The 24,620-nt window shown below is 75.4% G+C and carries 22 protein-coding genes; 11 read left to right on the top strand and 11 right to left on the bottom strand.

Translation table 11 applies throughout. The annotated features are described in order from the left end of the window. Positions 1 to 34 precede the first annotated feature (34 nt). Genes ACZCLJ_RS03210 through ACZCLJ_RS03190 form a run of 5 tightly spaced genes read right to left on the bottom strand, consistent with a single transcriptional unit; the run spans position 35 to position 8,681 of the window. A complete protein-coding gene (locus tag ACZCLJ_RS03210; RefSeq protein ID WP_463105452.1) occupies positions 35 to 730 on the bottom strand; it encodes a GNAT family N-acetyltransferase in 696 nt (231 codons plus the stop codon). Beyond that, a complete protein-coding gene (locus ACZCLJ_RS03205; protein WP_463105451.1) occupies positions 727 to 3,150 on the bottom strand; it encodes a penicillin acylase family protein in 2,424 nt (807 codons plus the stop codon). Before ACZCLJ_RS03205 ends, ACZCLJ_RS03210 begins: the two co-directional genes overlap by 4 nt. 1 nt (position 3,151) lies before the next feature. Then, positions 3,152 to 5,623: a GNAT family N-acetyltransferase gene (locus ACZCLJ_RS03200; protein ID WP_463105450.1), complete on the bottom strand. Its 2,472-nt coding sequence runs from the start codon at positions 5,621 to 5,623 to the stop codon at positions 3,152 to 3,154. After that, positions 5,620 to 7,101 (bottom strand): lysine N(6)-hydroxylase/L-ornithine N(5)-oxygenase family protein, encoded by a 1,482-nt coding sequence (locus tag ACZCLJ_RS03195; protein ID WP_463105449.1) that lies wholly within the window; start codon positions 7,099 to 7,101, stop codon positions 5,620 to 5,622. The genes ACZCLJ_RS03200 and ACZCLJ_RS03195 overlap by 4 nt, the downstream gene beginning before the upstream one ends. Continuing rightward, the gene (locus tag ACZCLJ_RS03190; RefSeq protein ID WP_463105448.1) at positions 7,098 to 8,681 is read right to left on the bottom strand and encodes a pyridoxal phosphate-dependent decarboxylase family protein; all 1,584 of its coding nucleotides are present in this window, start codon (positions 8,679 to 8,681) and stop codon (positions 7,098 to 7,100) included. Before ACZCLJ_RS03190 ends, ACZCLJ_RS03195 begins: the two co-directional genes overlap by 4 nt. 216 nt (positions 8,682 to 8,897) lie before the next feature. Here ACZCLJ_RS03190 and ACZCLJ_RS03185 point away from each other — a divergent pair, with 216 nt between their 5' ends. Beyond that, positions 8,898 to 10,574 (top strand): NAD(P)/FAD-dependent oxidoreductase, encoded by a 1,677-nt coding sequence (locus ACZCLJ_RS03185; RefSeq protein WP_463105447.1) that lies wholly within the window; start codon positions 8,898 to 8,900, stop codon positions 10,572 to 10,574. A gap of 18 nt (positions 10,575 to 10,592) precedes the next feature. Continuing rightward, complete coding sequence (locus ACZCLJ_RS03180) at positions 10,593 to 12,131, top strand: ATP-binding protein (RefSeq protein WP_463105446.1); 1,539 nt, start codon at positions 10,593 to 10,595, stop codon at positions 12,129 to 12,131. Between the two features lie 34 nt (positions 12,132 to 12,165). Here the strand turns inward: ACZCLJ_RS03180 and ACZCLJ_RS03175 are convergent, their stop codons facing one another. Further along, the gene (locus ACZCLJ_RS03175; RefSeq protein WP_463105445.1) at positions 12,166 to 13,005 is read right to left on the bottom strand and encodes an alpha/beta fold hydrolase; all 840 of its coding nucleotides are present in this window, start codon (positions 13,003 to 13,005) and stop codon (positions 12,166 to 12,168) included. A 350-nt stretch (positions 13,006 to 13,355) separates the two neighbouring features. On the opposite strand from ACZCLJ_RS03175, the gene ACZCLJ_RS03170 reads away from it, so the two are divergent. Both ACZCLJ_RS03170 and ACZCLJ_RS03165 read left to right on the top strand, forming a co-directional pair. After that, the gene (locus ACZCLJ_RS03170) at positions 13,356 to 13,829 is read left to right on the top strand and encodes an HNH endonuclease (RefSeq protein WP_251151026.1); all 474 of its coding nucleotides are present in this window, start codon (positions 13,356 to 13,358) and stop codon (positions 13,827 to 13,829) included. A 197-nt stretch (positions 13,830 to 14,026) separates the two neighbouring features. Next, the gene (locus ACZCLJ_RS03165; RefSeq protein WP_463105444.1) at positions 14,027 to 15,166 is read left to right on the top strand and encodes an endonuclease/exonuclease/phosphatase family protein; all 1,140 of its coding nucleotides are present in this window, start codon (positions 14,027 to 14,029) and stop codon (positions 15,164 to 15,166) included. 9 nt (positions 15,167 to 15,175) lie between these two features. Here ACZCLJ_RS03165 and ACZCLJ_RS03160 read toward each other — a convergent pair whose 3' ends face one another. Further along, a complete protein-coding gene (locus tag ACZCLJ_RS03160; RefSeq protein ID WP_463105443.1) occupies positions 15,176 to 16,234 on the bottom strand; it encodes a TIGR00341 family protein in 1,059 nt (352 codons plus the stop codon). Between the two features lie 91 nt (positions 16,235 to 16,325). After that, on the bottom strand, positions 16,326 to 17,084 hold the full coding sequence (locus ACZCLJ_RS03155) for a helix-turn-helix domain-containing protein (RefSeq protein ID WP_463105442.1): 759 nt from the start codon (positions 17,082 to 17,084) through the stop codon (positions 16,326 to 16,328). A 178-nt stretch (positions 17,085 to 17,262) separates the two neighbouring features. On the opposite strand from ACZCLJ_RS03155, the gene ACZCLJ_RS03150 reads away from it, so the two are divergent. Genes ACZCLJ_RS03150 through ACZCLJ_RS03140 form a run of 3 tightly spaced genes read left to right on the top strand, consistent with a single transcriptional unit; the run spans position 17,263 to position 20,478 of the window. After that, the gene (locus ACZCLJ_RS03150) at positions 17,263 to 18,288 is read left to right on the top strand and encodes an ABC transporter substrate-binding protein (protein ID WP_463105441.1); all 1,026 of its coding nucleotides are present in this window, start codon (positions 17,263 to 17,265) and stop codon (positions 18,286 to 18,288) included. Continuing rightward, complete coding sequence (locus tag ACZCLJ_RS03145) at positions 18,288 to 20,132, top strand: SIP domain-containing protein (RefSeq protein ID WP_463105440.1); 1,845 nt, start codon at positions 18,288 to 18,290, stop codon at positions 20,130 to 20,132. Before ACZCLJ_RS03150 ends, ACZCLJ_RS03145 begins: the two co-directional genes overlap by 1 nt. A gap of 4 nt (positions 20,133 to 20,136) precedes the next feature. Then, a complete protein-coding gene (locus ACZCLJ_RS03140) occupies positions 20,137 to 20,478 on the top strand; it encodes a DUF6221 family protein (RefSeq protein ID WP_251151032.1) in 342 nt (113 codons plus the stop codon). Positions 20,479 to 20,523: 45 nt separating this feature from the next. Here ACZCLJ_RS03140 and ACZCLJ_RS03135 read toward each other — a convergent pair whose 3' ends face one another. After that, positions 20,524 to 21,564 carry an alpha/beta hydrolase gene (locus ACZCLJ_RS03135; RefSeq protein ID WP_463105439.1) on the bottom strand — a complete coding sequence of 347 codons (1,041 nt, stop codon included), beginning with the start codon at positions 21,562 to 21,564 and terminating at the stop codon, positions 20,524 to 20,526. A 50-nt stretch (positions 21,565 to 21,614) separates the two neighbouring features. Next, positions 21,615 to 22,217, bottom strand: a complete 603-nt coding sequence (locus ACZCLJ_RS03130; protein WP_463105438.1) for a hypothetical protein — start codon at positions 22,215 to 22,217, stop codon at positions 21,615 to 21,617. A 28-nt stretch (positions 22,218 to 22,245) separates the two neighbouring features. Here ACZCLJ_RS03130 and ACZCLJ_RS03125 point away from each other — a divergent pair, with 28 nt between their 5' ends. Then, positions 22,246 to 22,491: a hypothetical protein gene (locus ACZCLJ_RS03125; protein WP_463105437.1), complete on the top strand. Its 246-nt coding sequence runs from the start codon at positions 22,246 to 22,248 to the stop codon at positions 22,489 to 22,491. 120 nt (positions 22,492 to 22,611) lie between these two features. Continuing rightward, a complete protein-coding gene (locus ACZCLJ_RS03120; protein WP_251151035.1) occupies positions 22,612 to 22,755 on the top strand; it encodes a hypothetical protein in 144 nt (47 codons plus the stop codon). Positions 22,756 to 22,767: 12 nt separating this feature from the next. Here ACZCLJ_RS03120 and ACZCLJ_RS03115 read toward each other — a convergent pair whose 3' ends face one another. Further along, positions 22,768 to 23,346 (bottom strand): cytochrome b, encoded by a 579-nt coding sequence (locus ACZCLJ_RS03115; RefSeq protein WP_463105436.1) that lies wholly within the window; start codon positions 23,344 to 23,346, stop codon positions 22,768 to 22,770. Positions 23,347 to 23,472: 126 nt separating this feature from the next. On the opposite strand from ACZCLJ_RS03115, the gene ACZCLJ_RS03110 reads away from it, so the two are divergent. Beyond that, positions 23,473 to 23,763, top strand: a complete 291-nt coding sequence (locus tag ACZCLJ_RS03110) for a DUF1905 domain-containing protein (RefSeq protein WP_251151037.1) — start codon at positions 23,473 to 23,475, stop codon at positions 23,761 to 23,763. Positions 23,764 to 23,877: 114 nt separating this feature from the next. Beyond that, positions 23,878 to 24,324 (top strand): hypothetical protein, encoded by a 447-nt coding sequence (locus ACZCLJ_RS03105; protein ID WP_463105435.1) that lies wholly within the window; start codon positions 23,878 to 23,880, stop codon positions 24,322 to 24,324. Positions 24,325 to 24,620 lie beyond the last annotated feature (296 nt).

Raw genomic sequence — 24,620 nt, 5'->3', positions numbered from 1 at the left:
CCGGTCACCGCTCCACCGGTCACCGCTCCACCGGTCACCGCTCCGCGAGCGTCGTCGCGCGGTCCCGCGGCAGGAAGGCCAGGAGGGCGTCCTTGTCGCCCACCCGCACCGGCTCGCCGAGCTCGAAGCCGAGAGCGCGCATGCGGGCGTGCGCGCGGACGTTCGCGACGTCCGGCTCCACGACGACGCGGCGCGCCGCAGGGTCGGCGAACAGGAACTCGGCGAGCACGGCTGCCAGCACCGCCCACAGGTCGGTACCGCGCGGTCCCCGGTCGCCGAGGAAGAAGTGCACGCCGACGTCGCCGGGCAGCACGTCGTAGCACTCGCCGACCGGGTCGTGCTCGGGCTCGTAGGTCTGCAGGAGCGCGACCGGCCGGTCGTCCCAGCGCACGAGGAACGCGTGGTGCGTGGGCAGCGACCCGACGTACGCGTACAGGTCCCGCAGCGCGTGCGGCGTGAGGTCGCCGAGCCCCCAGAAGCGCGCCCAGGGTCGCGTGACCCAGGAGTGCAGCACGTCGAGGTCGGCGTCGGGGTCGAGCACCCGCACCGTGAGGCGGCCTGCCCCCGGCAGGTCCCGCACCAGCAGCAGCTCGCCCGGCGCGCCCGTGGGCAGGCGCCCGACGGCGGCTCCCGGCCCCGCGTCGGCGGCAGGTCTCCCGGTGGCGGGTTCCTGGGCGGTGACGGCTTCCTGGGCGGTGACGCCCGCGGCGGTCGCGGTGGTCGCGGTCATCGGGTCTCCTCGAGGTCGAGCAGGGTCCAGTCGGTCACGACCGGCACGGTCGTGGCGTCCGCCCACGCGGGGTGCTGGTCGGCGAAGTGCGGGGAGCGCGGGTCGCCGCTCGCGCCGAACGGCACGCCCCACCGGCTCGCGTCCCGGTCGGCGAGGTCCCACACCCACCGTGCGACCGAGCCGCGCACGCACACGTCCGTGACGCCCGGCGTGCTCGCGGTGCAGCGGACCGTGTCGGTGTCCCCCGACAGGGGCAGCGGCGCGACGCGCGCGGCGCCTGCGCCGGGGACGTCGAGCAGCACGTGCAGGCCGAGCACGCGGTGGGTGTCTCCCCATGCCGGCGCCCCGGTGGGCTCGGGCGGCATCCCGGGGGGTTCGGCCGTCGTCCCGTCGCTCACGACGTCCTCGAGCGCCGCCCACGCCGCCGTGCGGCCGTCGATCCCGAGCCACGACGCGCCGAGCAGCATCGGCAGGGCGTCGGCGACGCGGGCGGTGACGGACGACCACGGCGCGAAGATCTCGTCGAGACCGTGGGGTTCGTGCAGCGGCGCGAGCGCCGGGTGCGCCGCGACGCGTCGCACGAGGGCGGACCGCCACGTCGCGTACAGGGCCGCGTCCGTGCTTCCCGCGTCCATGTGCCGGTCCCACCCGAGCAGGCGCGCCGCCGCGGCGCGCGTCGCCGTGCTCCGTCGCCTGTGGGCCGCGCCGTCCGGCCCTCCCACGCCTCGGTCGACCGTCTCGCGCGGTTCCGCGTCTCCCGCGTCTCCCGCGTCTCCCGCGTCTCCCGCGTCTCCCGCGTCTCCCGCGTCTCCCGCGTCTCCCGCGAAGTCCAGCCCCCCGACGCCCCCGTCGTCCAGCCACGCGAGGAGGGCGTCGGCGCTGCCGAGGGCGGTGTCGCCGTGCACGCGCGCCTGGTCCGCCGGCCCGAGCCGGTCGTCGGCCGCCTGCAGCAGCGCGCGGATCCGGCGCGCGCGGTGGGGCGGCGCGTAGGTGTGCCCGAGCGCGATCTCCTCCCGGTCGGGCCGTTCGTTCGCGTCGACCGCGACGCCGTCGACCGTCACCGGGGCCGGCAGGTCGACCCACGGGCGGGTGCGGGCGGCGTCGGACCACGCCTCCAGCGGCAGCGCCCGCTCCCTCGGCGACCGGCGCGGCACGCGCCCTGCGGTGAGGCTCAGCACGGTGTCCCGGTCGGCCGCGAGGACGCGGTTCACCGGGTCCACCCAGCCGGCGAACGCGTCGGCGACGTCGCGCGCCGAGCGGGCGTGCAGCAGCCGCCGCCACGAGCGCACGCCGAGGTCGGCGTCCACCCGCGCGGCGAGCCGGACCACGAACGTGCGTCCCTCGTCGCCCGGATCCGCCTCGCCCGCGTCCGGCCCACCGGTCACGACGACGCCGCGCGCCGTCTCCCACGTCTCGACCCGGTGCTCGACCGGGCCACCGGCCGCGCGCACGCGGACCGTCGCGGTGACCGTGTCCACCGGTTCGGGCCCGTCCGGCCCGAGCGCCTCCACGTCGCCGTCCGTCGTGCGCCGCAGCCGTTCGGCCAGGACGTCGACGTGGTGCGCCGCGGCGTTCGTGATGCCCCACGCCGCGTCCCCGGCGTGCCCGAAGTGCAGCACGCCGGGCACCCCCGGGAACGCGAGACCGACGACGTCGTACGCGGGGCACGCGAGCCGCACCTGCTGGTAGACGCCGGGCAGCTCGAGCAGGCGGTGCGGGTCGCCCGCGAGCAGCGGCGCGCCGCTCGTCGTGCGCGACCCGGCGAGCGCCCAGGCGTTCGAGCCGGAGGACGGGCCGCCGTCGACGGCGAGCAGGTCCAGGACCCGGTCGACGGCGTCCGGGTCCCCGGGTGCCGCGGCGGCGGCGGAACGGCCGAGCGTGCGGGCGACGTGGTCGCGCCACAGCACGTGCGGGAACCCGGAGAAGAGCACGTGCGCGACGAGGAACACGCCGAGGGGCGCCCACGCGGGCCACGGCTCGTGGGGTGGCAGCTCGCCGCCGCCCGGCCACGCCGGGTCGGCGAGCGCGTGCATCTCGGGCACGTCGCGCCCGAGCGCGAGCCCCTCGTTCACGCCGGCCGTGTACGCGTCGAGCCACGCCCGGTCGTCGTCCGCGAGCGCCGCGTGGACGCGGCGGGCGGTGTCGGCGAGGCGCACCCGGTGGGCGAACCGGTCCCAGACCAGCCCCGCCTCGCCGAGGCGCTCGGCGAGGCGGCCCTCCGCGCGCCACCGGTCCACCTCGACCTGCCACCCGCGGTCGCGGGCGGTGACGTAGCCCTGGCCCCGCGCGAGCGCGAGCTCGTCGCCGGCCCGCACGTGCGGCACGCCCCACGCGTCGCGGAAGACCTCGAACGTGCCTGCCGCCGGCCACGGGCCCGGCACGCCGCCGTGGTCGGCGTCGAGGTCGCGGTCGGGTGCCACGTCAGCGCACCCGCGCGGCGGGGTTGGCGAGCGTGCCCGCGTAGAGGAGCGACGCGGACTGGTCGGCGAGGTCGACCATCTGCAGGGTGTTGCGCAGCTGGAGCCGGTTGAGGCACGAGTGCGCGAACCGCTGGGCGCGCAGGTCGACGCCGGTCTCCAGGTCCGGGTGGTCGGCGCGGTGGTCGTCGAGGCACTCGCCGACGAGCGACCAGAACCGGTCCTCGCCGAGCACGCCGTCGCCGGCGAGGATCGCGGCGAGGTGGCGCAGCACGCCGTCGAACACGTCGGTGAAGATCGCGAGCGCCTTCTCGGCGTCGTCGACGACGGCGCGCACGCGCTCGACGCCGGGCGGCAGGGCGCGCTCGCCGAGCACGGCGACCTCCTCGCCGACGTCCTTCATGAACGCGCGCACCACCACATGGTCGCGCACGACGAGGATGAGGTTCTCCCCGTGCGGCATGAACGCGAGGTCGTGCGCGAGGAGCGCGTGGGCGAGCGGGCGCAGGTAGGCGCGCAGGTACGACCGGACCCAGTCGGCCGGGTCGACGCCCGACGTGCGGACGAGTGCCGTGGCGTACGCGCCGCCGCGGGCGTCGCGGTGCAGCAGCGACGCCATGGTCACGAGGCGCTCGCCCGGGGCCGTGCGCGGCACCGGGCTCTCGCGCCAGAGCGCGGCGAGCATCTTGCGGTGCGGGGACGGCGTCGTGGTGCGGTGGTAGACGTCGCCCGTGTACCCGACGGAGGCGAGCTCGCGCAGCACGGTGAAGCCGCTCCCGCCGAGCTCGGGGTCGCCCGCCACGAGGTCGGCGACCCAGTCGTTGATCGCCGGCGTCGCGCGCATGTAGGCGGGCGACAGCCCGCGCAGGAAGCCCATGTTCTGGATCGCGAGCGCGACCTTGACGTAGTGCCGCTCGGGCCGCGTGAGGTTGAACAGGGTGCGTATGGACTGCTGCGGCTGGTACTCGTCCGCGCCGAGGCCGACGGGCACGAGGTCACCGCGCGCGACGTCTGCCGCGAACGTGATCGGCACGCGGTGCTCCCACTGCCACGGGTGCACCGGCAGGTACAGGTAGTCGGCCGGGTCGAGACCCCGGGCGGCGAGGCGCCCGGCGAAGGCGGTGCGCTCGTCGGCGGTGAGCTCGGCGCCGTAGTGCGCGGCCTCGTCCAGCCCCGCGCCGAGCGCGAGGTGGGTGTGCTCCCGGCGCGCGGCGAGCCAGACGAGGCGCACGCGCCCGGCGTTCTCGGGCGCGTAGGCGCGGTACTCGGCGAGCCCGAAGCCGATGCGGCCGTTGTTGGCGACGAACGCGGGGTGGCCCTCCGTCATCGCCGCCTCGACCTCCTGGAACGACGCGTCGAGCAGGTCCGTCGCGCTCGGACCGCCGGCGGACTCGCTGCGCTCCAGCTTCGCCGTCGCGCTCGCGAGCGTCGAGGACACCTCCTCGAGGTAGGTCGCGAGCAGGTCGTCGGGGATCCGCAGGTCCGGCTGGAGCTCGACGACGAGGTCGAGCACGTCGACCGGTGCGTCGGTCGGGGTGGGCGAGGTGGCAGCGGGTACGCCGCCGTGCACCGTGCGGCGGATCGACGCCTCGTCGACCACCCAGTGCTCGAGCGCGTAGCGGCGGGCGGTGAAGCTGTACTCGACCGCGCCGCCCGCGACGGCCAGGACGTACTCCCCCGGCCCGTTCGGCGTGGCGGCCTCGCGCACGGTGCGCGGAGCGAGCAGCCGCTCGTGGGTCAGCTCGGCGATCGTCTTGGCGACGAGGTGCCGGTGCGCGCGGTCGGCGAGGTCGGGGCGCAGGTGCGGCGCGGGGTCGACGCCGTCGCCGAGCGGGCTCGCGTCGAGGTCCGGCCGCGTGGCGACCGCGAGGTGCGCACGCTTGCCGGGCAGGTCGATCTCGCGCAGCACGCGGAACCCGGCGGCGGCGTTCTTCGCGCCGATCGCCGCGTTGCGCACGTCCGGCTCGACGACGACGCGCCGCGCGCCCCGCCCGTCCGGCGCGAGGCAGAACCGCACGACGGCGCCCATGACCGCGGACGTCAGGCCGTGCCGCACAGCGGCGGGGTGCGGCGGCGCGACGAGCAGGTGCATCCCGACGTCGCCCGGCTCGAGCAGCGCGGCGGCCTCCGGGACGTCTGCGAGGGTGACCCGCGCGGGGTCGTACGTCTCGACGAGGAACGCGGGCGTGCCGTCCACGCGGCCGAGCCACGCGTCCTGGTGCGGGTCCGTCGCGACGCCGTCGAGGTACTCGCGCACCCCGTCGACGTCGAGGTGGCCGAGCTGCCAGAACGCCGAGCGCGGGTCGGCGAGCCACCCCTGGACGAGCGCCGCGTCACGCGCCGCGTCGACGGGCTCGATGCGCACGTCCGCGACACCCTCGCCGCAGCGCACCCGCACCGCGAAGGTGGTGGCAGTCGTCCCGGTGGATGTCACCGCAGTCGTCAGGTCAGCCGTCAGGTCGGTCGTCGCGGTCATCGGGACCCCTCTCTCGCCGCGGCCGTCACGTCGAGGGACGCACCGGGCGACGTCTCGACCGGGCGGGTGTGCTCGTCGTCGGGCAGGCCGAACTGCTGGAACGCGATGCGCTCCTCGACCGGGTACACCTCGCGCCCCGTGACGGTGCGCAGCACGACCGAGTTGCGCCACGCCGCGAAGCCGAGGTCGGGCGCCGTGAGGCCGTGGGTGTGCTCCTCGCCGTTGAGCACGTGCACGCGTCGCGCGGCGTCGACGGTGTAGTCGCGCGCGACGTCGAGGCGGCCGAGCTCGTCGAACCGCAGCAGACCGCGCACGGGGTCGAGGAACGTCGGGACCGTGGCGGCGTACCCCGTCGCGACGACGAGCGCCCGCGTGCGGCGCTCGACCTCGCGACCGAGCTGCGCGTGGCGCAGCCGCAGGACGTACTCCCCCGCGCCGTCGGACCCGGACCCGGACCCGGGGACGGCGGCCGGCTCGTAGCGCGCGGCGACGACCTCGGTGTCGGTGAGGAGCGTCGTCGGGACCGGTCGGTCGAGGCTCAGCCGGTAGAGCGCGTCGTAGATGTCGTCGACCAGGTCGCCGCTGATGCCCTTGTACAGCCCGCGCTGCTCGCGCCCGAGGAGCTGGCGCAGCTCCAGCGGCAGGGCGTGGAAGTGGTCGGTGTACTCCGGGGAGGTCATCTCGAGCGTCAGCTTCGTGTACTCCATCGGGAAGAAGCGCGGCGAGCGCGTCACCCAGTCGAGCCGGTAGCCACCGGGACCCGCCTCGCTCGCGCTGCCGACGCGGCCGTCCCCGTGCACGCCGTCGAGCAGGTCGCGGTAGATCTCCGCCGCCGACTGCCCGCTGCCCACGACCGTGACGGACCCGCTCGCGGCGAGCGCGTCGCGGTGCGGCACGTACTGCGCGCTGTGCACGAGCGGGCCGGCACCCGGGTGCTCCCCGGCGGCGACCTCCTGGGCGAGCGCCCGCAGCGCGGGTGGCAGCACGGGGCTCGTGCCGACCCCGAGGACCAGGTGCCGCCCACGGTGCTCCTCGACACCGGCGGCGGTGCCGTCGGGTCCGAGCACCTCGGCCCGGACGACGAACGCGTCGGACGCCTCGTCACGGGACACCTCGACGACGCGCCGGCCCCACCGCAGCGACGGCAGCTGCTGCGCGACCCAGCGGCAGTACGCGTCGTACTCGGCGCGCAGCGGGTAGAACGACTCCCGGACGTAGAACGGGTACAGCCGCCCGGTCGCCTTGAGGAACGCGAGGAACGAGTACGGCGAGGTCGGGTCCGCCATCGTCACGAGGTCGGCGAGGAACGGGACCTGGATCGTGGCGCCTTCGATCATCATGCCGGGGTGCCAGCGGAACTCCGGCGCCTGGTCGAGGAAGACGGCGTCGACGTCGGCGAGCGGCGCGGACAGCGCGGCGAGGCCGAGGTTGAACGGCCCGATCCCGACCCCGACGACGTCGCGCACGACGGCGGTCACCGGGCCACCGCCGGGGCGTCGTCGGCGAGCAGCTCGTCGGTGTCGACGAGCGCCTGGGCGGTCGTGCGCACGAGGTCGAGCACGCGGCGCACGTCGTCGAGCGTGACGTCGGGGTTGAGGAGCGTGAGCTTGAGGCACGGCACGCCGTCGAGCACGGTCTTGGCGACGAGCGCACGACCCGACTCGAACAGCACGCGCCGCACGAGCGGCACGAGCCGGTCCGCGTGCTCGCGCGCCAGCCCGGCGGGCTCGTAGCGGAACAGGACCGTGGACAGGTCGGTGCGCGCGACGACCCGCAGGTCCGGGTCGTCCGCGAGGTCCGCGTGCACCGCGGCCGCGAGGTCGCACACCGCGTCGACCATGCGCCCGACGCCCTCGGCGCCGAGCGCCCGCAGCGTCGCCCAGAGCTTCAGCGCGTCGAACCGGCGGGTCGTCTGCAGCGACTTGTCGACCTGGTTGGGCTCGGCGTTCTCGAGCGGGTTGAGGTAGTCGGCGTGGTGCGCGACGCGCGCGAGGTCCGCCGCGTCCCGCACGAGGAGCGCGCTCGCGGACACCGGCTGGAAGAACGCCTTGTGGTAGTCCACCGTCACCGAGCGCGACCGCTCGATCCCGTCCAGGAGGTGGCGGCGCGTCGGGGACACGAGCAGCCCGCACCCGTACGCGGCGTCGACGTGCAGCCACGCGTCCGCGGCGTCGCACGCGTCGGCGACCGCCGCGAGCGGGTCGACGCAGCCGCGGTCGGTCGTCCCGGCGGTGGCCACGACGGCCATGACGACGTCGCCCGCCGCCAGCACGCGCGCCAGCGCCCCCGCGAGCGCCGCGGGGTCGAGGCGGCCGTCGGCGTCGGCGGCGACCGTGACGACGGCGTCCTCCGCGAGGCCGAGCAGGAACGCCGAGCGGGCGACGCTGAAGTGGCTGGACGCGCTCGTGAGGACGCGCAGGCGCGGGAGCACGTCGGAGCGGGTCGGTGCCCCCGGGGCGCGGCCGGTCGCGCCGCCGCGCGTCTCGCGCTCGACCGCGTGCTCGCGGGCGAGGAACAGCGCCTGCAGGTTGGACTGGGTGCCCCCGGAGGTGAACACGCCGTCGCCCGCGACGTACCCGATGCGCTCGGCGGTCCAGGCGACGAGGCGGCGCTCCATGAACGTCGCGACGGTCGACTGGTCGTAGGTGTCGACCGACGTGTTGACCGCCGCGAGCATCGCCTCGGCTCCCACGGCCGGCAGCGCGACCGGGCAGTTGAGGTGCGCGGCGTACGCCGGGTCGTGGAACCACACGGCGTGGGTCGCGTAGAGGTCGGCGGTCTCGCGCAGCGCGACGTCGGTGCCGACACCCGGCGCGTCGAGGTCCACGGCGTCGACCAGTGCGGCGAGCTGGGCCCGCGACGCGCCGGACCACGGCTGGGTGACGGCCGCCACGCGGGCCGCGACGTCGTCGACGACGGCGTGCAGCGTGGTCGCGTAGGCGCCGGCGTTCGCCGTCGTGAGCAACGACTTGGCGGCGCGAGCGGGCGAGGGCGGCACGGCGCGCGCCGTGGTCGCGACGGACGCGGCCGGCGCGACGAGTGGTCGTGCTGAGGGCATGACGAAGCTCCTCGAGGCAGGGAGAAGGACCGGGCGCACACCGCGCACCGGTAAGTTCTGAGGTTTGGCTTGCCTAACCTAGCGCACGCCACGAGGGCGTCAAGTGTGGTCTGCGCCACGCACGCCCGGGTGACCCGACGACCGCACCCGTGGACGTGCGGGGGCCCCGGGGAGAGGATGGCACTCGGCCCGTCCGGGGCCCTCCGAGGAGGCCGCGTGGAACCCGTCGCACCGACGTCTCGACCCGCCATCGTCACCGTCGACGACGACCCCGGGGTCTCGCGCGCCGTCGCGCGCGACCTGCGGCGGCGCTACGGCGACCGGTACCGGGTCGTGCGCGCCGAGTCGGGCGCCGACACGCTCGCGGCGCTGCGTGAGCTCGCGCTGCGCGGCGAGGACGTCGCCGTCATCCTCGCCGACCACCGCATGCCGCAGATGACGGGCGTCGAGCTGCTCGAGCAGGCGATGGACCTCTTCCCCGCTGCGCGTCGCGTCCTGCTCACCGCGTACGCGGACACCGACGCCGCGATCGAGGCGATCAACGTCGTCGACCTCGACTACTACCTCCTCAAGCCGTGGGACCCGCCCGAGGAGAAGCTCTACCCCGTCGTCGACGCCCAGCTCGAGGCCTGGCAGCGCACCGACCGGCGGCGCCCCGCGGAGGCGGTCGTCGTCGGGCACCGCTGGTCCGCGCGGTCGTCGCAGGTGCGCGAGTTCCTCGCGCGCAACCGGGTGCCCTACCGCTGGTACGCCTCGGACTCGGAGCAGGGGACGCGGCTGCTGACCGCCGCCCAGGCCGACGCCACCTCCCTGCCGCTGGTCGTCACGCCCGACGGCGAGGCGCTCGTCGCGCCCGACGACGCGACCCTCGCCGAGCGCGTCGGCCTCGCGACCCGGCCCACCGAGGAGTTCTACGACCTCGTGGTCGTGGGGGGCGGTCCCGCGGGCCTCAGCGCGGCGCTCTACGGCGCGTCGGAGGGCCTGCGCACCGTGCTCGTCGAACGCACCGCCACGGGCGGGCAGGCCGGGCAGAGCTCGCGCATCGACAACTACCTCGGCTTTCCCGACGGCATCTCCGGCGCCCAGCTCGCCGACCGCGCGCGGCGCCAGGCGGTGCGGTTCGGAGCGGAGATCGTCACGACGCGCGACGCGATCGAGCTCGACGTCGCGGGCTCGGCCCGCAGCGTCCGCTTCCCCGACGGCACGTCGATCGACGCGCACACCGTCGTCCTCGCGTCGGGGGTGTCGTACCGGCTGCTCGACGGCCCCGGGCTCGGCGACCTCGTGGGGCGCGGCGTGTACTACGGGTCGGCGCTCACCGAGGCGGCCGCGTGCCACGACCAGGAGGTGTACGTCGTCGGCGGCGCCAACTCCGCGGGCCAGGCAGCGCTGTACCTGGCGCGCGAGGCGAAGCAGGTCACCCTCGTCGTGCGCGGCGACACCCTGTCCCGGTCCATGTCGGCGTACCTCGTCGAGCAGGTCGAGGCCCACCCGCGCCTGCGGGTCCTCACCCGGACCGAGGTCACGGCCGCCGTCGGCGACGACCACCTGGAGCACCTCGAGCTGCGCGACGTCGACACCGGCGCGACGAGCCGGGTCGACTGCGGGTGGGCGTTCGTCTTCATCGGCGCCGCGCCTCGCACCGACTGGCTCGACGGCGTGGTCGCGCGCGACGAACGCGGGTACGTGCTCGCCGGCCCCGACCTCCCGCACGACGGGCCCCTGCCCCCGGGCTGGCCGCTCGAGCGACCGCCCTACCACCTCGAGACGTCCGTCCCCGGCGTCTTCGCCGCGGGCGACGTCCGCGCCGAGTCCGCCAAGCGCGTCGCCTCCGCCGTGGGCGAGGGCGCGATGGCGGTCATGCTCGTGCACCGCTACCTCGAACAGCTCTGACCCACCGGAGGTGACGCCATGACCGGCACCCAGGACGACGCCCTGCCGAGCACCGGGACCGGCACGGCGCCCGGCGACGCCACGGTCCCTGACACGAGCGGCTGGCTGCCGTGCGACGTCGACGAGCTGCGCGCCACGTTCCTCTTCGAGCACCTCACCGACGACCAGCTCGCGTGGCTGTGCCGCACCGGGCACGTCGAGCACGCCGAGCCGGGCTGGCTGTGCCGCGAGGGCGAGCCCGCCGAGCGGTTCTTCGTCCTGCTCGACGGCGGCGTCGCGCTGTTCCGGCGCGTCGGCACCGACGACGTCGAGATCAACCGCACCCGGCAGGTCGGCGTCTACATGGGCGCGTGGAACGCCTACCTCGGCGACCGCCTGCCCCAGACATACCTGCACAGCGTGCGCGTGCTCGAGCCGTCGCGGTTCTTCGTGCTCTCCGCGCCGGACTTCGCCAAGCTCATGACCGAGTGGTTCCCCATGGCGGTGCACCTGCTCGAGGGCGTGTTCTGGGGCACGCGCGACGCGCAGCAGCTCGTCGGGCAGCGCGAGCGCCTCCTCGCGCTCGGTTCCCTCTCGGCCGGGCTGACCCACGAGCTGAACAACCCGGCCGCAGCGGCCGTGCGCGCCACCGGCACGCTCCGCGAGCGCGTAAGCGCCATGCGCCACAAGCTCGCACTCATCGCCGACGGCCCCTACGACCGCGCGACGCTCGCCGTCCTCATCCGCCTCCAGGAAGAGGCGCTCGAGCGGTACGCCGACGCGCGCGAGGCGGACGTCGTCGGTGCGCTGGAGACCTCCGATCTCGAGGACCGGCTCACGGACTGGCTCGACGACCACGGGATGCCCGAGGGCTGGCGGGTCGCCCCCGCGCTGGTGCAGGCCGGCATCGACGAGCCGTGGCTCGACCGGGCCGCCGAGCGCATCGACGCCGGCGCGCTCACCGGCGCGGTGAGCTGGCTCGCCTACACCATCGAGACCGAGCAGCTCATGGCCGAGATCGAGGACGCCACCGTGCGCATCTCCTCGCTCGTCGGCGCCGCGCGCCAGTACTCCCAGCTCGACCGCGCCCCGTTCCGCCCCGTCGACCTGCACGAGCTCATCGACTCCACGATCGTCATGCTCGACCGCGCGCTCGCCGGGATCGCCGTCGTGCGCCGCTACGACCCGGACATGCCCGCCGTGCCGGTGTTCGCCGCGGAGCTCAACCAGGTCTGGACGAACCTCGTGGAGAACGCCGCCCAGGCGATGGGCGCGTCGTCGGACGGGCGGACGCAGGGCGAGGGCACGCTCACCGTGACGACGCGCCGTACCGAGGACGCCGCAGAGATCGAGATCGCCGACACCGGGACGGGGATCCCCGCGGACGTCCTGCCCCGCATCTTCGAGCCGTTCTTCACGACGAAGCCCGTCGGCCAGGGCACGGGGCTCGGCCTCGACATCTCGTGGCGCATCGTCGTGAACAAGCACCACGGCGACCTGTCGGTGACGTCCCGGCCGGGCGACACGCGCTTCGTCGTCCGGCTGCCCCTGACGCCCGCTCCCGCCGCGGGCGACTGAGACCCGTCCGGCAGCGGTCCTGCGGCGGAGGCGGTCAGCGCACGGACACGAGCCAGCGGTGCAGCTCCGTCGCCAGCTCGACCGGCGCGTCGAGATGGACCAGGTGCCCGGCGCCGGGGACGAGCGCGAGGGTCGCCCCCGGGATCGCCGCCCGTAGGCGGTGCGCCCGGTCGACCGGGATCCAGGTGTCCTCCTCGCCCCACACGACGTGCGTCGGTGCGCCGACCTGCCCGAGCAGCGGCTCGAGCTCGGCCGTGTGCCGCTCGTCGGCCTGGGCGACCTGCCGGTAGAACGCCGCGCGGCCCTCGTCGCCCAGCCACGGCTCCACGAGCGTCGCGAGGTCGTCGTCGCGCAGCCCGCGGTGGCTCGCACCGCGCACGTACGCCTCGACCGCGCCCCGGTGGACGGCGGGCGGCAGCCGCTCGAGGACGTCGGCGTGCTCGGCGACGAGCCGGAAGAACGGCGACCCCCACGGGCGCAGGGCCACGACGTCGACGAGGCACAGCGAGGACACCGGCACCCCGTGCACGAGGTGCGCCCGCAGCGCCACCGCACCCCCGACGTCGTGGGCCAGCACGTGGGGCGCCTGCGCCCCGGCACGCCTGGCGTCGAGCCCCCACTGCGCCAGCAGGAAGGCGAACAGCTCGCCCTGGGTCGCGAGGTCGACCGCGTGCTCCGGCTCCTTCGAGGACCGCCCGAAGCCGGGCATGTCCCAGACGTGCACGGTGAACTCGGCCGCGAGCGCCCGGGCGAACGGCGCCCACAGCGCGGAGGACCACGGCGTCCCGTGGCACAGCACGAGCGGCGGACCGCTGCCCTCGCGCGCCCAGGCGACCTCGCGCCCTCGCCACGTCGTGCGCTCCGTGAGCTCCACCGCTGTCGCCGTCCTCTCCTCGTCCCGCACCTGTCGTCCCGCGCCCGCCGACCCGTGGCGGCACGACCACGCTAGCCTCCGTCCTGCAGCGACAGGCGCGCGTAAACCGTGGACGTGGGGCCCTGGCGGGCATAGCCTGCTTTTCGTCCGGTCGAGACCGCCCGGACGCTCGACCGTGACGACCGACGAGAGGCTGGTGGACCGCATGACGTACCCGTGGACCACCGACCTGTCCCGAAGGGCGCTCCTCAGGTAGACGACCTCTGTCGTCGACCTGCTGAGCCGTCCCGGGGCACCGTTCTGGGGCGGCTCTCGTCGTCCCGGCCAGGAACGAGACAGGAGACGCGACGATGAGCGAGGTGGTCATCTACAACCTCGGCGGCAGCCAGGTGCTCGGCCGCGTCTCGCTGCGGCACGCGATCCGCATGCTGCACCGCCGCGTCGCCGAGGTCCTCGAGGTGGTCGAGGGCGAGACGTTCGGGCCGTACCAGCGGCCCCGCTCCGTCGAGCTCGTGCGCTACGTCCACGCACGGTGGGTCTACGACCGCCAGGGCCGGGTCCCGTACTCGCGTGCGGCCCTGCTGCGTCGTGACCGGTACCGGTGCGCCTACTGCGGCGGGACCGCCACCACGATGGACCACGTCGTGCCCCGCTGCCAGGGCGGGACGACGACGTGGCTCAACGCCGTCGCGGCGTGCGAGCCGTGCAACGCGGTCAAGGGCGGGCGCACGCCCGACGAGGCGGGGATGAGACTCCTCAGACCCGCGTTCGAGCCCACGTTCCGCGACATCTACCCGACGGCACCGGCGCCGCGCCCGCGCTGACGGCGTCGTCGGGTCCCGAGCGGCTCGGTCGGTGGCGGTGACACCGGCCGAGCCTTTCCCGTGCACGCTGCTGCGGGCGGACGCGTGCACGACGTCCGGACCGCGGCGGTGCGCCCTCTCCCCAGGTAGGGCGCCGACCGTCACGACGCCCGGACGGGTCCCCGACCTCGCGTCGGGGCGACGTGAGGGAGGCCGCGATGCCGGTCCGGGTCGGTGCGTACAACGTGGAGAACCTGTTCGAGCGGCCGCGCGCGATGCACGGCCCGATGAGCGGGGGCGGGAACGAGGTCCTCGCGGCGCACGCCCGCGTCAACGCGCTGCTCGGCGAGGAGGTCTACACCGACGCCGTGCGCGCCGAGGTCCTGGAGCACCTGGAGACGCTGGGCCTGCTCCGGTCCGACGGCGCGGAGCTCGCCGTGCTGCGCCAGGTCCGGGGACGCCTCCTGCGCCGCACCGGCTCGCTCGCCGCGGGAACGGCGCGGACCGAGGTCGTCGCGACGGGACGAGGCGAGTGGATCGGGTGGGTCGACCTCGTCAAGGAGCGGGTCGACGAGCTCGCCACGGCGCACGCGGCGCGCGTCATCGCCGACGTGGACGCGGACGTCCTCGCCGTCGTCGAGGCCGAGAGCCGCATCGCGCTCAAGCACTTCACGGACGCAGGCGTCGTCACGCGCAGCGGCAAGCCGCTGTACCCGCACGTCATGCTCATCGACGGCAACGACGACCGCGGCATCGACGTCGGGCTCCTCACGACGCGCCGCCTCGGCATCGGGGGCATCCGCTCGCACGTCGACGACCGCGACTCGAGCGGGCGGGTCGTCTTCGGGCGCGACTGCCCCGAGTACGTCGTCCAGCTCCCGTCCGGTGCGACGATCACGGTCCTCGTCAACCACTTCAAGTCGAAGGGCTACGGCGTCCAGGCGGTCAGCGACGCCACCCGGCGCCGGCAGGCCCGGCACGTGGCCGAGATCTACCGGCGGCTGCGCGCGAGCGGGCAGCAGAACGTCGTCGTCGCGGGCGACCTCAACGACACCCCCGACAGCGCCCCGCTGCGGCCGCTGCTCGAGGGGACGGACCTGCGCGACGTCAGCACGCACCCGACGTTCGCCGGGGACGACCGGCCCGGCACCTACGGCAACGGCACCGCGAGCCAGAAGATCGACTACGTGCTGCTCTCCCCCGCGCTGTTCGAGCGCACGGTGGGTGGCTCGGTCTTCCGCCAGGGCGTCTGGGGCGGGCGCAACGGCACCCTGTTCCCCCACTACGACACGATGACGTCGCCGGTGCACGCGGCGTCCGACCACGCGGCGCTCTACGCGGACCTCGACGTCGCCTGACCCTCGCCGTCAGCCGTCCTCCTCGACCCGCTCGCCGACGGTGTGGACGACCACGACCTCGGGCTGCCAGGGGACGAGCGCGTCCACGTCGGACTGGAGCGTGTCGACGGGCGGGAGGTCGTTCGGCGTCCGCACGGCGACGACGAGCTCCTGGCCCTGCCACGTGACGCCCTCGACGACCGCTGCCGGGTCGTCCGCGAGCCAGTCCTGCGCGGCGGCGCGGGTCTGGCCCGCCCACAGCTCCGCGAGCGCCGCCTGCACGGTGTTCGCGACCATCGGGACGGCGACGACGACGAGCGCGGCGCCCGCGACCAGGTAGGCCCGGCGCACGCGCCGCGGGCCGTGCGCGGCCGCGCGCGCCTCGGACGCCTCGGCCGCGTACCCCGCACCGGTGAAGACGACGGTCGCGGCGATGACGAGCGCGACCGCGTTCGACGTGAAGAGCAGCAGGGCGCCCGCGGCGAGCGACGGCGCACCGGCGCCGAGGCACACGCCCACGACGCCGAGCGGCGGGACGAGCGAGATGGCGATGGCGATGCCGGGCAGCACGTCGCCGAGGTCGCGGCGGGCGAGCGCGATGGCGCCCGCGAAGCCGGTCGCGAACGCCGCGACGAGCTCGGGCAGGCCGGGTGACGTCCGGCCGGTCACCTGGGAGTTCGCGAGGACGTGCGCCGTGTCCGGGAGCACGAGCGCCACGAGCCAGCCGAGCACGACCACCGTCGCGAGCCCGAGGACGACCGTCAGGACGGAGCGGGCGACGAGCCGGCCCTTCGCCGTGACGATCCCCAGCCCGACGCCGAGGATCGGGGTCGACAGCGGCGCGATGATCATGGCGCCGATGACCGTCGCCGTGGAGTCGGTGATGACGCCGGCGACCGCGATGACCCCGGACAGGACGAGCATCACCCAGAAGGCCGACGTCTTGGCCCGCGCGTCGCCTGCCTCGAGGTCGAGCCGGTCGGCGAGCTCGTCGAGAGGCCGACGCTGCGCGGGCGGCACGAGCGCGCCGAGGAACGACGCGCGCCGCGCGGGAGCGGGGACCTGCTCGGGGTCGACCTTCGACGTCATGCTGCCTCCGTGGTGCGGGCCCGTCCTCCGGGCGCCCCGGCGAACCCCTGCCCGCCGCGACGTCAGTATGGACCGGCGTCGACCGCGGAGCTCAGACCGGCACGCCCGTCCCCGCCGCGAGCGCCGCGACGGGGTCGTGCGACAGCTCGGCCACGCCGATCCCCGTCTCGCGGCTGAGGGCGCGCAGGAGCCCGGCCCGCGTCGTGTACCCGGCGGCGTGGGCGGCCGCGTCGAGCTGCGACCCGCCGCGGAGGCGTGCGATCGCGACGTTGAGCCGCGACCGCGTGCGCCAGCGCCCGAACGCCAGTCCCGTCTCCTCGACGAAGAGCCGCTGCACGTGGCGCGTGCTCGTGCGCCGGCGCGCGGCGAGCTCGTCGAGGGTCGCCCCGGTGCCGGGTGCCTCGGCCGCGACGGCGCGCGCCACGGGGTGCTGGGGCGGCGTGAGCGCGAAGTAGTCGGTGCCGAGACCCCGCAGCACGTCCTCGAGGGCGGCGCGGAAGGGGGCCACCTGCTCGGGCGAGGTGGGGCCGGCGCACAGCGCGGCCGTCAGCAGCGAGGTGATGGCCGGCACGACGCCCAGCCGCCGGGCGCGCTGCCCGGGCTCGACGCCCGGCGACAGGATCGGGCCGAGCGCCATCGCGCCGTCGGGCAGGCGCATCGAGTGCGGCACGCCCGGCGCGAGCCACAGGCACTCGTGGGTGCGCAGGGTGAGAGGGGCGCCGTCGACGACGAGCTCGGCGGTGCCGGTGACGACGTGGACGAGGTGCGGCTCGTCGTGGGTGTGGGTGCCGTGGCCGAGGAACCGGATCGAGTTCTCGGGCACGACGGCGCTCAGGGCCGTCGGTGTCATGGTGCTCCTCTCCCCGGTGCCGCACGGGTGGCTCCCGCGGTGCGACCGGTGTCAGGACCGGGACCGGAGATGTCGCCTCCGGGGACGTTCGCGGCGTCAGGTGTGGTTAGCCTAACCTCGTGAGGCGTGCCGCCGGACGCGGCCCTCGCATCCCGACTCCCGAGTGTGAGGTCTCTCCATGCTGCCCCTGCGTCATGCCACCCTCCGCACCGCCACGCTGACCACCGCCGCCGTGCTCGCGCTCGGCGCGTGCTCCACGAGCACCGACCCCGGTGCCACGGCGACCGATGACGCGGCCCCCGACACGTCGACCTCCGAGGCCGCGGACCGCGTCGTGGTGACCGACCAGGGCGAGGTGACCGTCCCCGCGGACCCGCAGCGCGTCGTCGTGCTCAACCATGCCCTCGCCGGGTACCTGTACGCCCTCGACGTCCCGGTCCTCGCGACGGTCCCCGAGGTCGCGGACGACCCCGACCCGGCGTTCTCCCCGTTCTGGGCCGAGGAGGCCGAGGCGGACGGCACCGAGCTCATGGACTGGAGCGCGGACGGGTACAACCTCGAGGCGATCCTCGCGCTCGAGCCCGACCTCATCGTGGGCGGCGGGTGGGGCTTCCCCCTCAAGCAGGCGACCGACGTCTACGACGGCCTGAGCCAGATCGCCCCCACGGTCCTCGTGTCCGGGTCGTTCACCACGTGGCAGGAGCAGCTCGAGTTCCTCGCCGACGACGTGTTCGCCCAGGCGGACACCGCCGACGAGCTCGTCTCCGGGTACGACGAGCGCCTCGCCGAGGTGCGCGACGCGATCACCGTGCCCGACGGCCCGACGGCCTTCCTCGCGCGGACGTCGGAGGGGACGACGTACGCGCTCATCGAGGGCGAGGCACTGCCCAGCACGTTCGAGGACCTCGGCTTCGAGATCGACACGGTCCAGGAGCGCACGGGCGCCGAGCCGTACACGGCAGGCGGCGACATGTTCGAGGTCTCCGCGGAGCAGGTCGGCTCGGTGTTCACCGCTCCGACCGTGTTCGTCATCGGGTTCAACGGCGCGACGGCCGACGTCGCGACGCTCGCGGAGGACCCGGTGTTCGCCGGGCTGCCGTCGTTCGAGGCCGGGCAGGCGCACGACCTGCCGACGTGGACGATCCGCGGCGACTACCACGAGGCGATGGGCCTGCTCGACGTCGTCGAGGAGCAGTTCTCCTGATGGCCCAGCACCGCCTGCGCACCCACCCGCTCGTCCTGCGGCACGTCGAGGTCGCGCGCGTCGTGGACGTGACGCCCCGCATGCGGCGCCTCACCCTCGCGGGCCCCGAGCTCGGCGCGTTCGAGCGCGACGGCCTGCCGATGCCCGCGTTCGCGGCGCCCGGCTTCGACGACCACGTAAAGCTGGTCTTCGCCGCCGACGGCGACGTCGAGGCCGCGCTGCCGGTCCAGCGTGCGCACGGCATCGACTGGCTCCCCTCGTCCCAGCGCCAGGGCCGCGACTACACGCCCCGCCGGGTCGACCCGGTCGCGGGCGAGCTCGACCTCGACGTCGTGCTGCACGGCGACGGCCCGGCGGCCGCGTGGGCCGCCGGAGCCGTACCGGGCTCGGACGTGTGGTTCGTCGGGCCCAAGGCGTCGACCGTGTGGCCCGACGACGTCGTGTGGGCGCTGCTCGCGGGCGACGAGACGGCGCTGCCGGCGATCGGCCGCTTCCTCGACGAGCGCCCGGTCGACGTGCCCGTGCAGGTCGTGGTCCACGTCGCGGACGGGTGCGCCCGGCAGGAGCTCGCGCTGCGCCCCGGCGACACGGTCCGCTGGGTCGTCGCACCGGAGGGCGACCGGACGGTGCTCGACGACGCCGTCCGCGCGCTCGACTGGTGGCCAGGGCAGGCGTACGCGTGGGCCGCGGCGGAGAGCCGCGCGCTGCTGCCCGTGCGCCGGCATCTCGTGCGCGAGCGCGGGCTCGACCGGTCGCACGTGGACGTCACCGGCTACTGGCACCTCGAGCCGGCCGCCGCCGACGTCGCCCATGCCATGCCGACCGAGCAGGACGGCACCACCGCCGCGACACCGGCCGGCGGTGGCGCCGCGGCACCGGCAGCGGCCGCGCCGGCTGGCGTCCCCTCCCCCGTGCCGTGGCTCGCGACGCGCGCGGCCCTGCAGCTCAGGCTGCTCGACGCGCTCGGCACGGGCCCGCGCGACGTCGACGACCTCGCGGGCGCGCTCTCCGTGCCGCCGGGGACCGTCGAGACCCTCGCGGGCGTCCTGGTCGGCGTCGGGATCGTGGACGTCGACGGGTCGACCCTGCGGCTCGGCGACGCCGGCGAGGAGCTCCTCGACGACGAGCACGAGCGCGAGGAGTACGACGGCCACGAGGCCGACCTCGTCCTCGCGCTCGCCGGGCTCGCCCGTGCGCAGCGCGCCGGCGTGCCCGCGTGGCAGCAGGTGCGGGGACGCACCCTGCGGTCCGAGGTGGAGCGCGACGTGGAGCGCGCCGCGGAGCTCGTCGAGCACGCCGACGTCCTCGCGTACGTCCTCACCGGTCTCGCGTCGTGGCCCGTGTGGGAGGGCGCGACGAAGGTCGCCGTCGGGGGCCCGGGAGCGGTGGTCGTCGCCGAGCGGCTCGGCGACGTCCCGGGCGTCGAGTCGGTGACCGTGGTCGAGGAGACCGTCCCGCTCGCCGCCCTGCGCGACGCCGCGGGCGGCGACCAGGACGCGTCGTCGTGGGCCTTCGCCACGGTGTGGCCGGGCGTCGACGTGGCCGTCAGCGCGCTGGGCGCGGGGCACCGCACCGACGCCGAGCTCGTCTCGCTGCTGACGACGCTGCGGGCGGCCGCTCCCCACGTGGTCCTGGTCGAGGACTTCGCACCCGACGGGCTCAGCCCGCACGCCGCCGAGCACGCCCTGCTGTCGCTGGCCGCCACCGGCGCGCCGCCGCGCACGCCGGACGACGTCGCCCGCCTCGCGGAGCGCGCCGGGTGGCGCGTCGCCCGCCACGAGCCGCTCGGGTGGGGCGTGGAGGTGGTCGAGCTCGTCGTCACGGACGCGCAGGCGGGACACTAGGCCCATGACGCCGACCGAGTTCTTGCTCTCCAGGATCGCCGAGGACGTGGCCGCGGCGCGAGCCGTCGGGCCGGACGACGGCAAGGCCGGCGAGGACGGCGAGGCGGGGCCTGCCCGGCATCGGGCGCGCTGGAGCCCGGCCCGGGTGCTGGCCGAGTGCGACGCGAAGCGGCGCATCGTCGAGCTCGCGCACGAGGCCACCGGCTACGACATGACCGTCGACCTGGAGCGTGACAGCAGCGCCCGCGCCCAGAGCGGGGTCTCGTTCGTCGGCGACCGGATCCTCAAGGAGCTCGCCACCGTCTACGCCGACCACCCGGACTACGACGAGTCCTGGCGGCCCTGACCGCCCGGACCGCCGGAACCGCTGCCACGCCCCGGCCGCCAGGGGCTACGGAGCCGCCACCGCGTCGAGCGCCTCCAGGCTCGCCGTGACGATCTGCGCCTGGGCGTCGGCGCGGCTGGTCCCCGGGACGCCGTCGCCCGGCTGCTCCCCGTAGTCGGCGAAGAACGCGTGGACCCCGCCGGGCACCTCGACGAAGCGCGTGCCCGGCGGCAGGTCGGCGCGCGAGGCCTGGATCTTGTCCGGCGTCGAGAGCCCGTCCCGAGATCCCCAGACCGAGGTGACCAGCAGGTCCGTCCCGCTGATGTCCTTGCTGGGGTACGAGCCGTGCAGCAGCAGGCCGTCGACCTCGTCCTCGTGGTCCGCTGCGAACGACGACGCCACGACGCCACCGAGCGAATGACCGCCGACGGCCCACCGGTCGACGCCGCCGAACGCGTCCATCGCGGCAGCCGACTGCGCGGGCGACGTGAACGCGATGCCGAGGGGCTCCTTGAGCGAGACGACCAGGTAACCGGCCTCGGCGAGCGGCCGCAGGACCGCCGCCGTGGCCCGCGCGTCGACGCGAGCGCCGGGCGAGTAGACGAGGCCCGTCGTCGGGTCCCCGTCGCGCGGCACGAACGCGTACCACCCCGCCTCCTCGCGGACCTCGACGGCGTCGTCGCTCTCGAGCGCCGCGAGGGCCGGTGCCGTCGCGACGAAGGGCCGCAGCCACACCACCGCCGCCGCGAGGACGACGAGGGCCGCGAACCCGAGCCCGGCGACGGTCGCGCGCAGCACCCGGCGGCGCCGGCCGTCCCCGTGGCGCCGGTCGGTCGGCGTGCGCCGAGCGGCGAGGACCGTCGCGATGCCCAGGGCGAGCCCCGCGACGGCGCTCAGCGCGAGCAGCGCGGCGAGCGACCAGTGCTGGTGCGGGACGGCGTCGCCCGTCGTCGCCAGCACCCAGGCGGGCGCTGCGAGCAGCGCGAGCGCCAGCACGAGACGCAGGGCCGTGCGCACCCGCGCGGCGCCACGAGCGCGAGGGTCCCTCGCCGGGCCGGCGGGGCCGGCAGGGCCGTCGTCGTCGTCACGCTGCACTGCCAGGTCCATCTCGCTCCTCCGCTCGGCCCGACGACGGCGGGCCGAGGGGCCCGGTCACGCTAGCAGCCGCACGCCGCACCGTCGCCCGGCCCTGACGCGGCGCCGGCCGACGCGGTCGCGTCGTCCCGCCGCGCGCCCGACGATGGTCTCGGAGCGGGAGGGACATGGGCTGGTACACGGAGCACGTGGTCGACGCCGGGCGTGCGCCGGCGCTGTTCGCGCTGGTCGGGTTCGTCGTGACCTTCGTCGTCGTCCGGTCCGTCACCCGCAGGATCCGGGCGCGGCAGGCCTCGGAGGCCGATCGTCCGCCCGGGAGGCGGTCGCTGATCAGGGACGTCTCGATCGGCGGCGTGCACGTGCATCACCAGGTCTGGGGCATCCTGCTCGTCCTGCTCACGGGGATGCTCGAGTTCCGCTACTCCCCCGGCCACCCGTGGTCCGAGGTCCTCGCGCTGCTCTTCGGAGCCGGCGCGGCGCTCGCCCTCGACGAGTTCGCGCTCTGGCTGTACCTCGACGACGTGTACTGGGCCGAGCAGGGCCAGCGGTCGATCGAGGCGATCCTCGTTCGGGGGCGCGATCGGCGGCGCCCTGCTGTTCTCCGCGTCCCCGATCGGGGTCACGTCGGACGGCGCGGCGAGCGGCCGGGTCGCGTACGTCGTCACGGTCGTCGCGCACCTGTGCCTCGCGCTCGTGTGCATCCTCAAGGGCAAGCTCGCGACGGGCCTGATCGGGATCGTCGTGCCGCTCGTCGCGTTCGTCGGGGCAGTCCGGCTCGCCAAGCCGTCGTCGTACTGGGCCCGACGCCGGTACGCGCGGCACCCGCGGCGGCTCGAACGCTCGGACGCCCGGTTCGGGCCCGCGTACCGGGCGCGCCAGGAGCGGCTGCGCACCGTCCTGGGTGGGAGACCGTCCGCGGATCCCGGGGCCGAGCCGTGAGCCGGTCGTGAGCAGCCCGCACGACGCCCTGGGCTCCGGCCCTCGGCAGGGCTACCGTGGGAGGTGGTCACCCGTCGCGGTGCACCGCGACGACGGCCACGGGGTGGAGAGGGGCGCGTCATGAAGGACTTGCGATGCCTCGTCGGGATGCACCGATGGCTTCGCCGGCAGGTGGAGGACTCGCAGTACTTCACGTGCGCGCGGTGCGGCAAGGAGCGCAACGCCACGCCCGCCGGCCCGATGGGCCGGGGATTCGGTGGCTGACGTCGCCGACGCTCAGAGCATCCGGCGCAGCAACCGGTCGCGGTCCACGACCTGGTGCTTGAGCACGAGGCCGAGGTGCAGGGCGAGCGCGACGAAGAACACGACGTGGCTCGCGACGTGCAACCACAGCAGGTCGTCGTCGACGAGCAGCAGCGTGATCCCCGTGGCGGGCATGACGAGCAGCGCCGCGTACAACGTCACCTCCGTGCCGTGCGCCAGCCGGCGCTCGACCGCGCTGAGGCCGGGCGCCCAGGGCGGCAGCGGCGTCAGACGCCGCCACAGCAGCCGGACCACCGTGAGGACGAGGATCGTCAGTCCGAGCGCGACGTGCACGCCGAGCAGCCCGTCGAGGTCGCCGTCGAGCAGCTCCGCGAGCCCGCCGTCGTCGTCGTCGCGGTCGTCGCCACCGCGACCGCGTCCACGGCCCGACCCCTCGCCGCGACCACGCCCGCGGCCTCTTCCCCCGCCGTCGTCGCCGTCGTCGTCGAGGAGGTACCCGACGACGAGCTGCGCGACGAGCGCCGCGACGGTGGCCCAGTGCAGGGTCTTCGTCACGACGCCGTAGCCGTCCGCGTCGTTGCGCAGTCTCACCACGGCATCATCGCGCGTCGGGGGCAGGTGCGCGCACGACGCGTCGCGTGCGGTGCCGATGATTTCCGGCGGTGCACGGGGTCGTGAGGTCGTCAGGATCCCTGCCACCCGCTTCCGGAGGCCTTCATGCCGTTCGACCCCGTCGCCCTCGACCACACGTTCACCGCGCCGATCGGCGTGGACGTCAAGGGCGACACCTGGCCCTGCGTGGAGGTGCCGGGCGCGCGCGAGCTGCTGGGCACCGGGCGGTCGGTGCGCGTCGACGCGAGCGTCGACGGCGTCGCGCTCCCGAACGTGGGTCTCATGCCGACGGGCAGCGGCGGGCTCATGCTGTCGCTGAGCGCGAAGGTCCGCAAGCGGCTCGGCAAGGACGTCGGCGACACCGTCACCGTGCACCTCGAGCGTCGGCTGAGCTGACGCCGGTCGGCTCAGCGGGACGCCCGCGCGTGCAGGCCGGGGCGTGTCGGGGGCCACACGGCGGCGCCCCGCCTCCCGGTCCGGCACGACCGGACGGCGGACTAGGCTCGTCGGGTGGCTACCTTCTCCGCCGTGACCCGCCAGCACATCCTCTCCGCGATCGCCGAGTACGACGACCGCGGGGCCGAGAACTTCCTCGGCGTCTACGGGTTCACGCCGTCGGTGCGCGAGACCTTCGACCACGAGGACCGGACGTACGACTCGAAGGCGGTCCTCGGCGTCGCGCACAAGAACGCGACCGGCCGGGCGGCGACGGCCGAGGAGCTCGACGGCGGCAGGATCGACGCGACGACGATCCTGCGCAAGCACGGCTTCGAGGCGTACGGCCCCGCTGCCCCGACGCCGCCTCCGGTGCAGCGTGCCCGACGCGCTCCGTCGAGCACGCCGCGGGCACGCACGACCACGCCCCGCCGCGCCGCGGAGCCCGAGAGGCCCGCGCCCATCTGCCCCACGTGCTTCATGACGCTCCCTGCGACCGGCGTCTGCGACAGCTGCGGCTGAGCCTTCCCGTGCACGAGGAGAGGTGTGGTGTAGTCTGGGAGTCGCGCTCGGGTCGCGGGACATGCTCCTGCGACGTCCTGCGTTCCTCAGCTCCGACGCGAGGACGCGCGCGCCGAGCAGCAGAAGCTGCCACCGACGATCTCCGCCCACCACTGAGCGCGGAGCGAGAGCAGAGAACATCACCACCTCCACCCTTGTACACCCCACGACTGCTTCTGCCGTCGTGGGCACCGCCCGACCCCAGCCCGTGCTGAGCCGCGTCGACGACGACCTCTGGGTCGCCACGTCCGACGGCG

This window comes from Cellulosimicrobium sp. So1_17, assembly GCF_055181235.1.
Note: the sequence above shows the minus strand (reverse complement) of the source record. Positions and strands in the feature narration are given on the sequence as shown.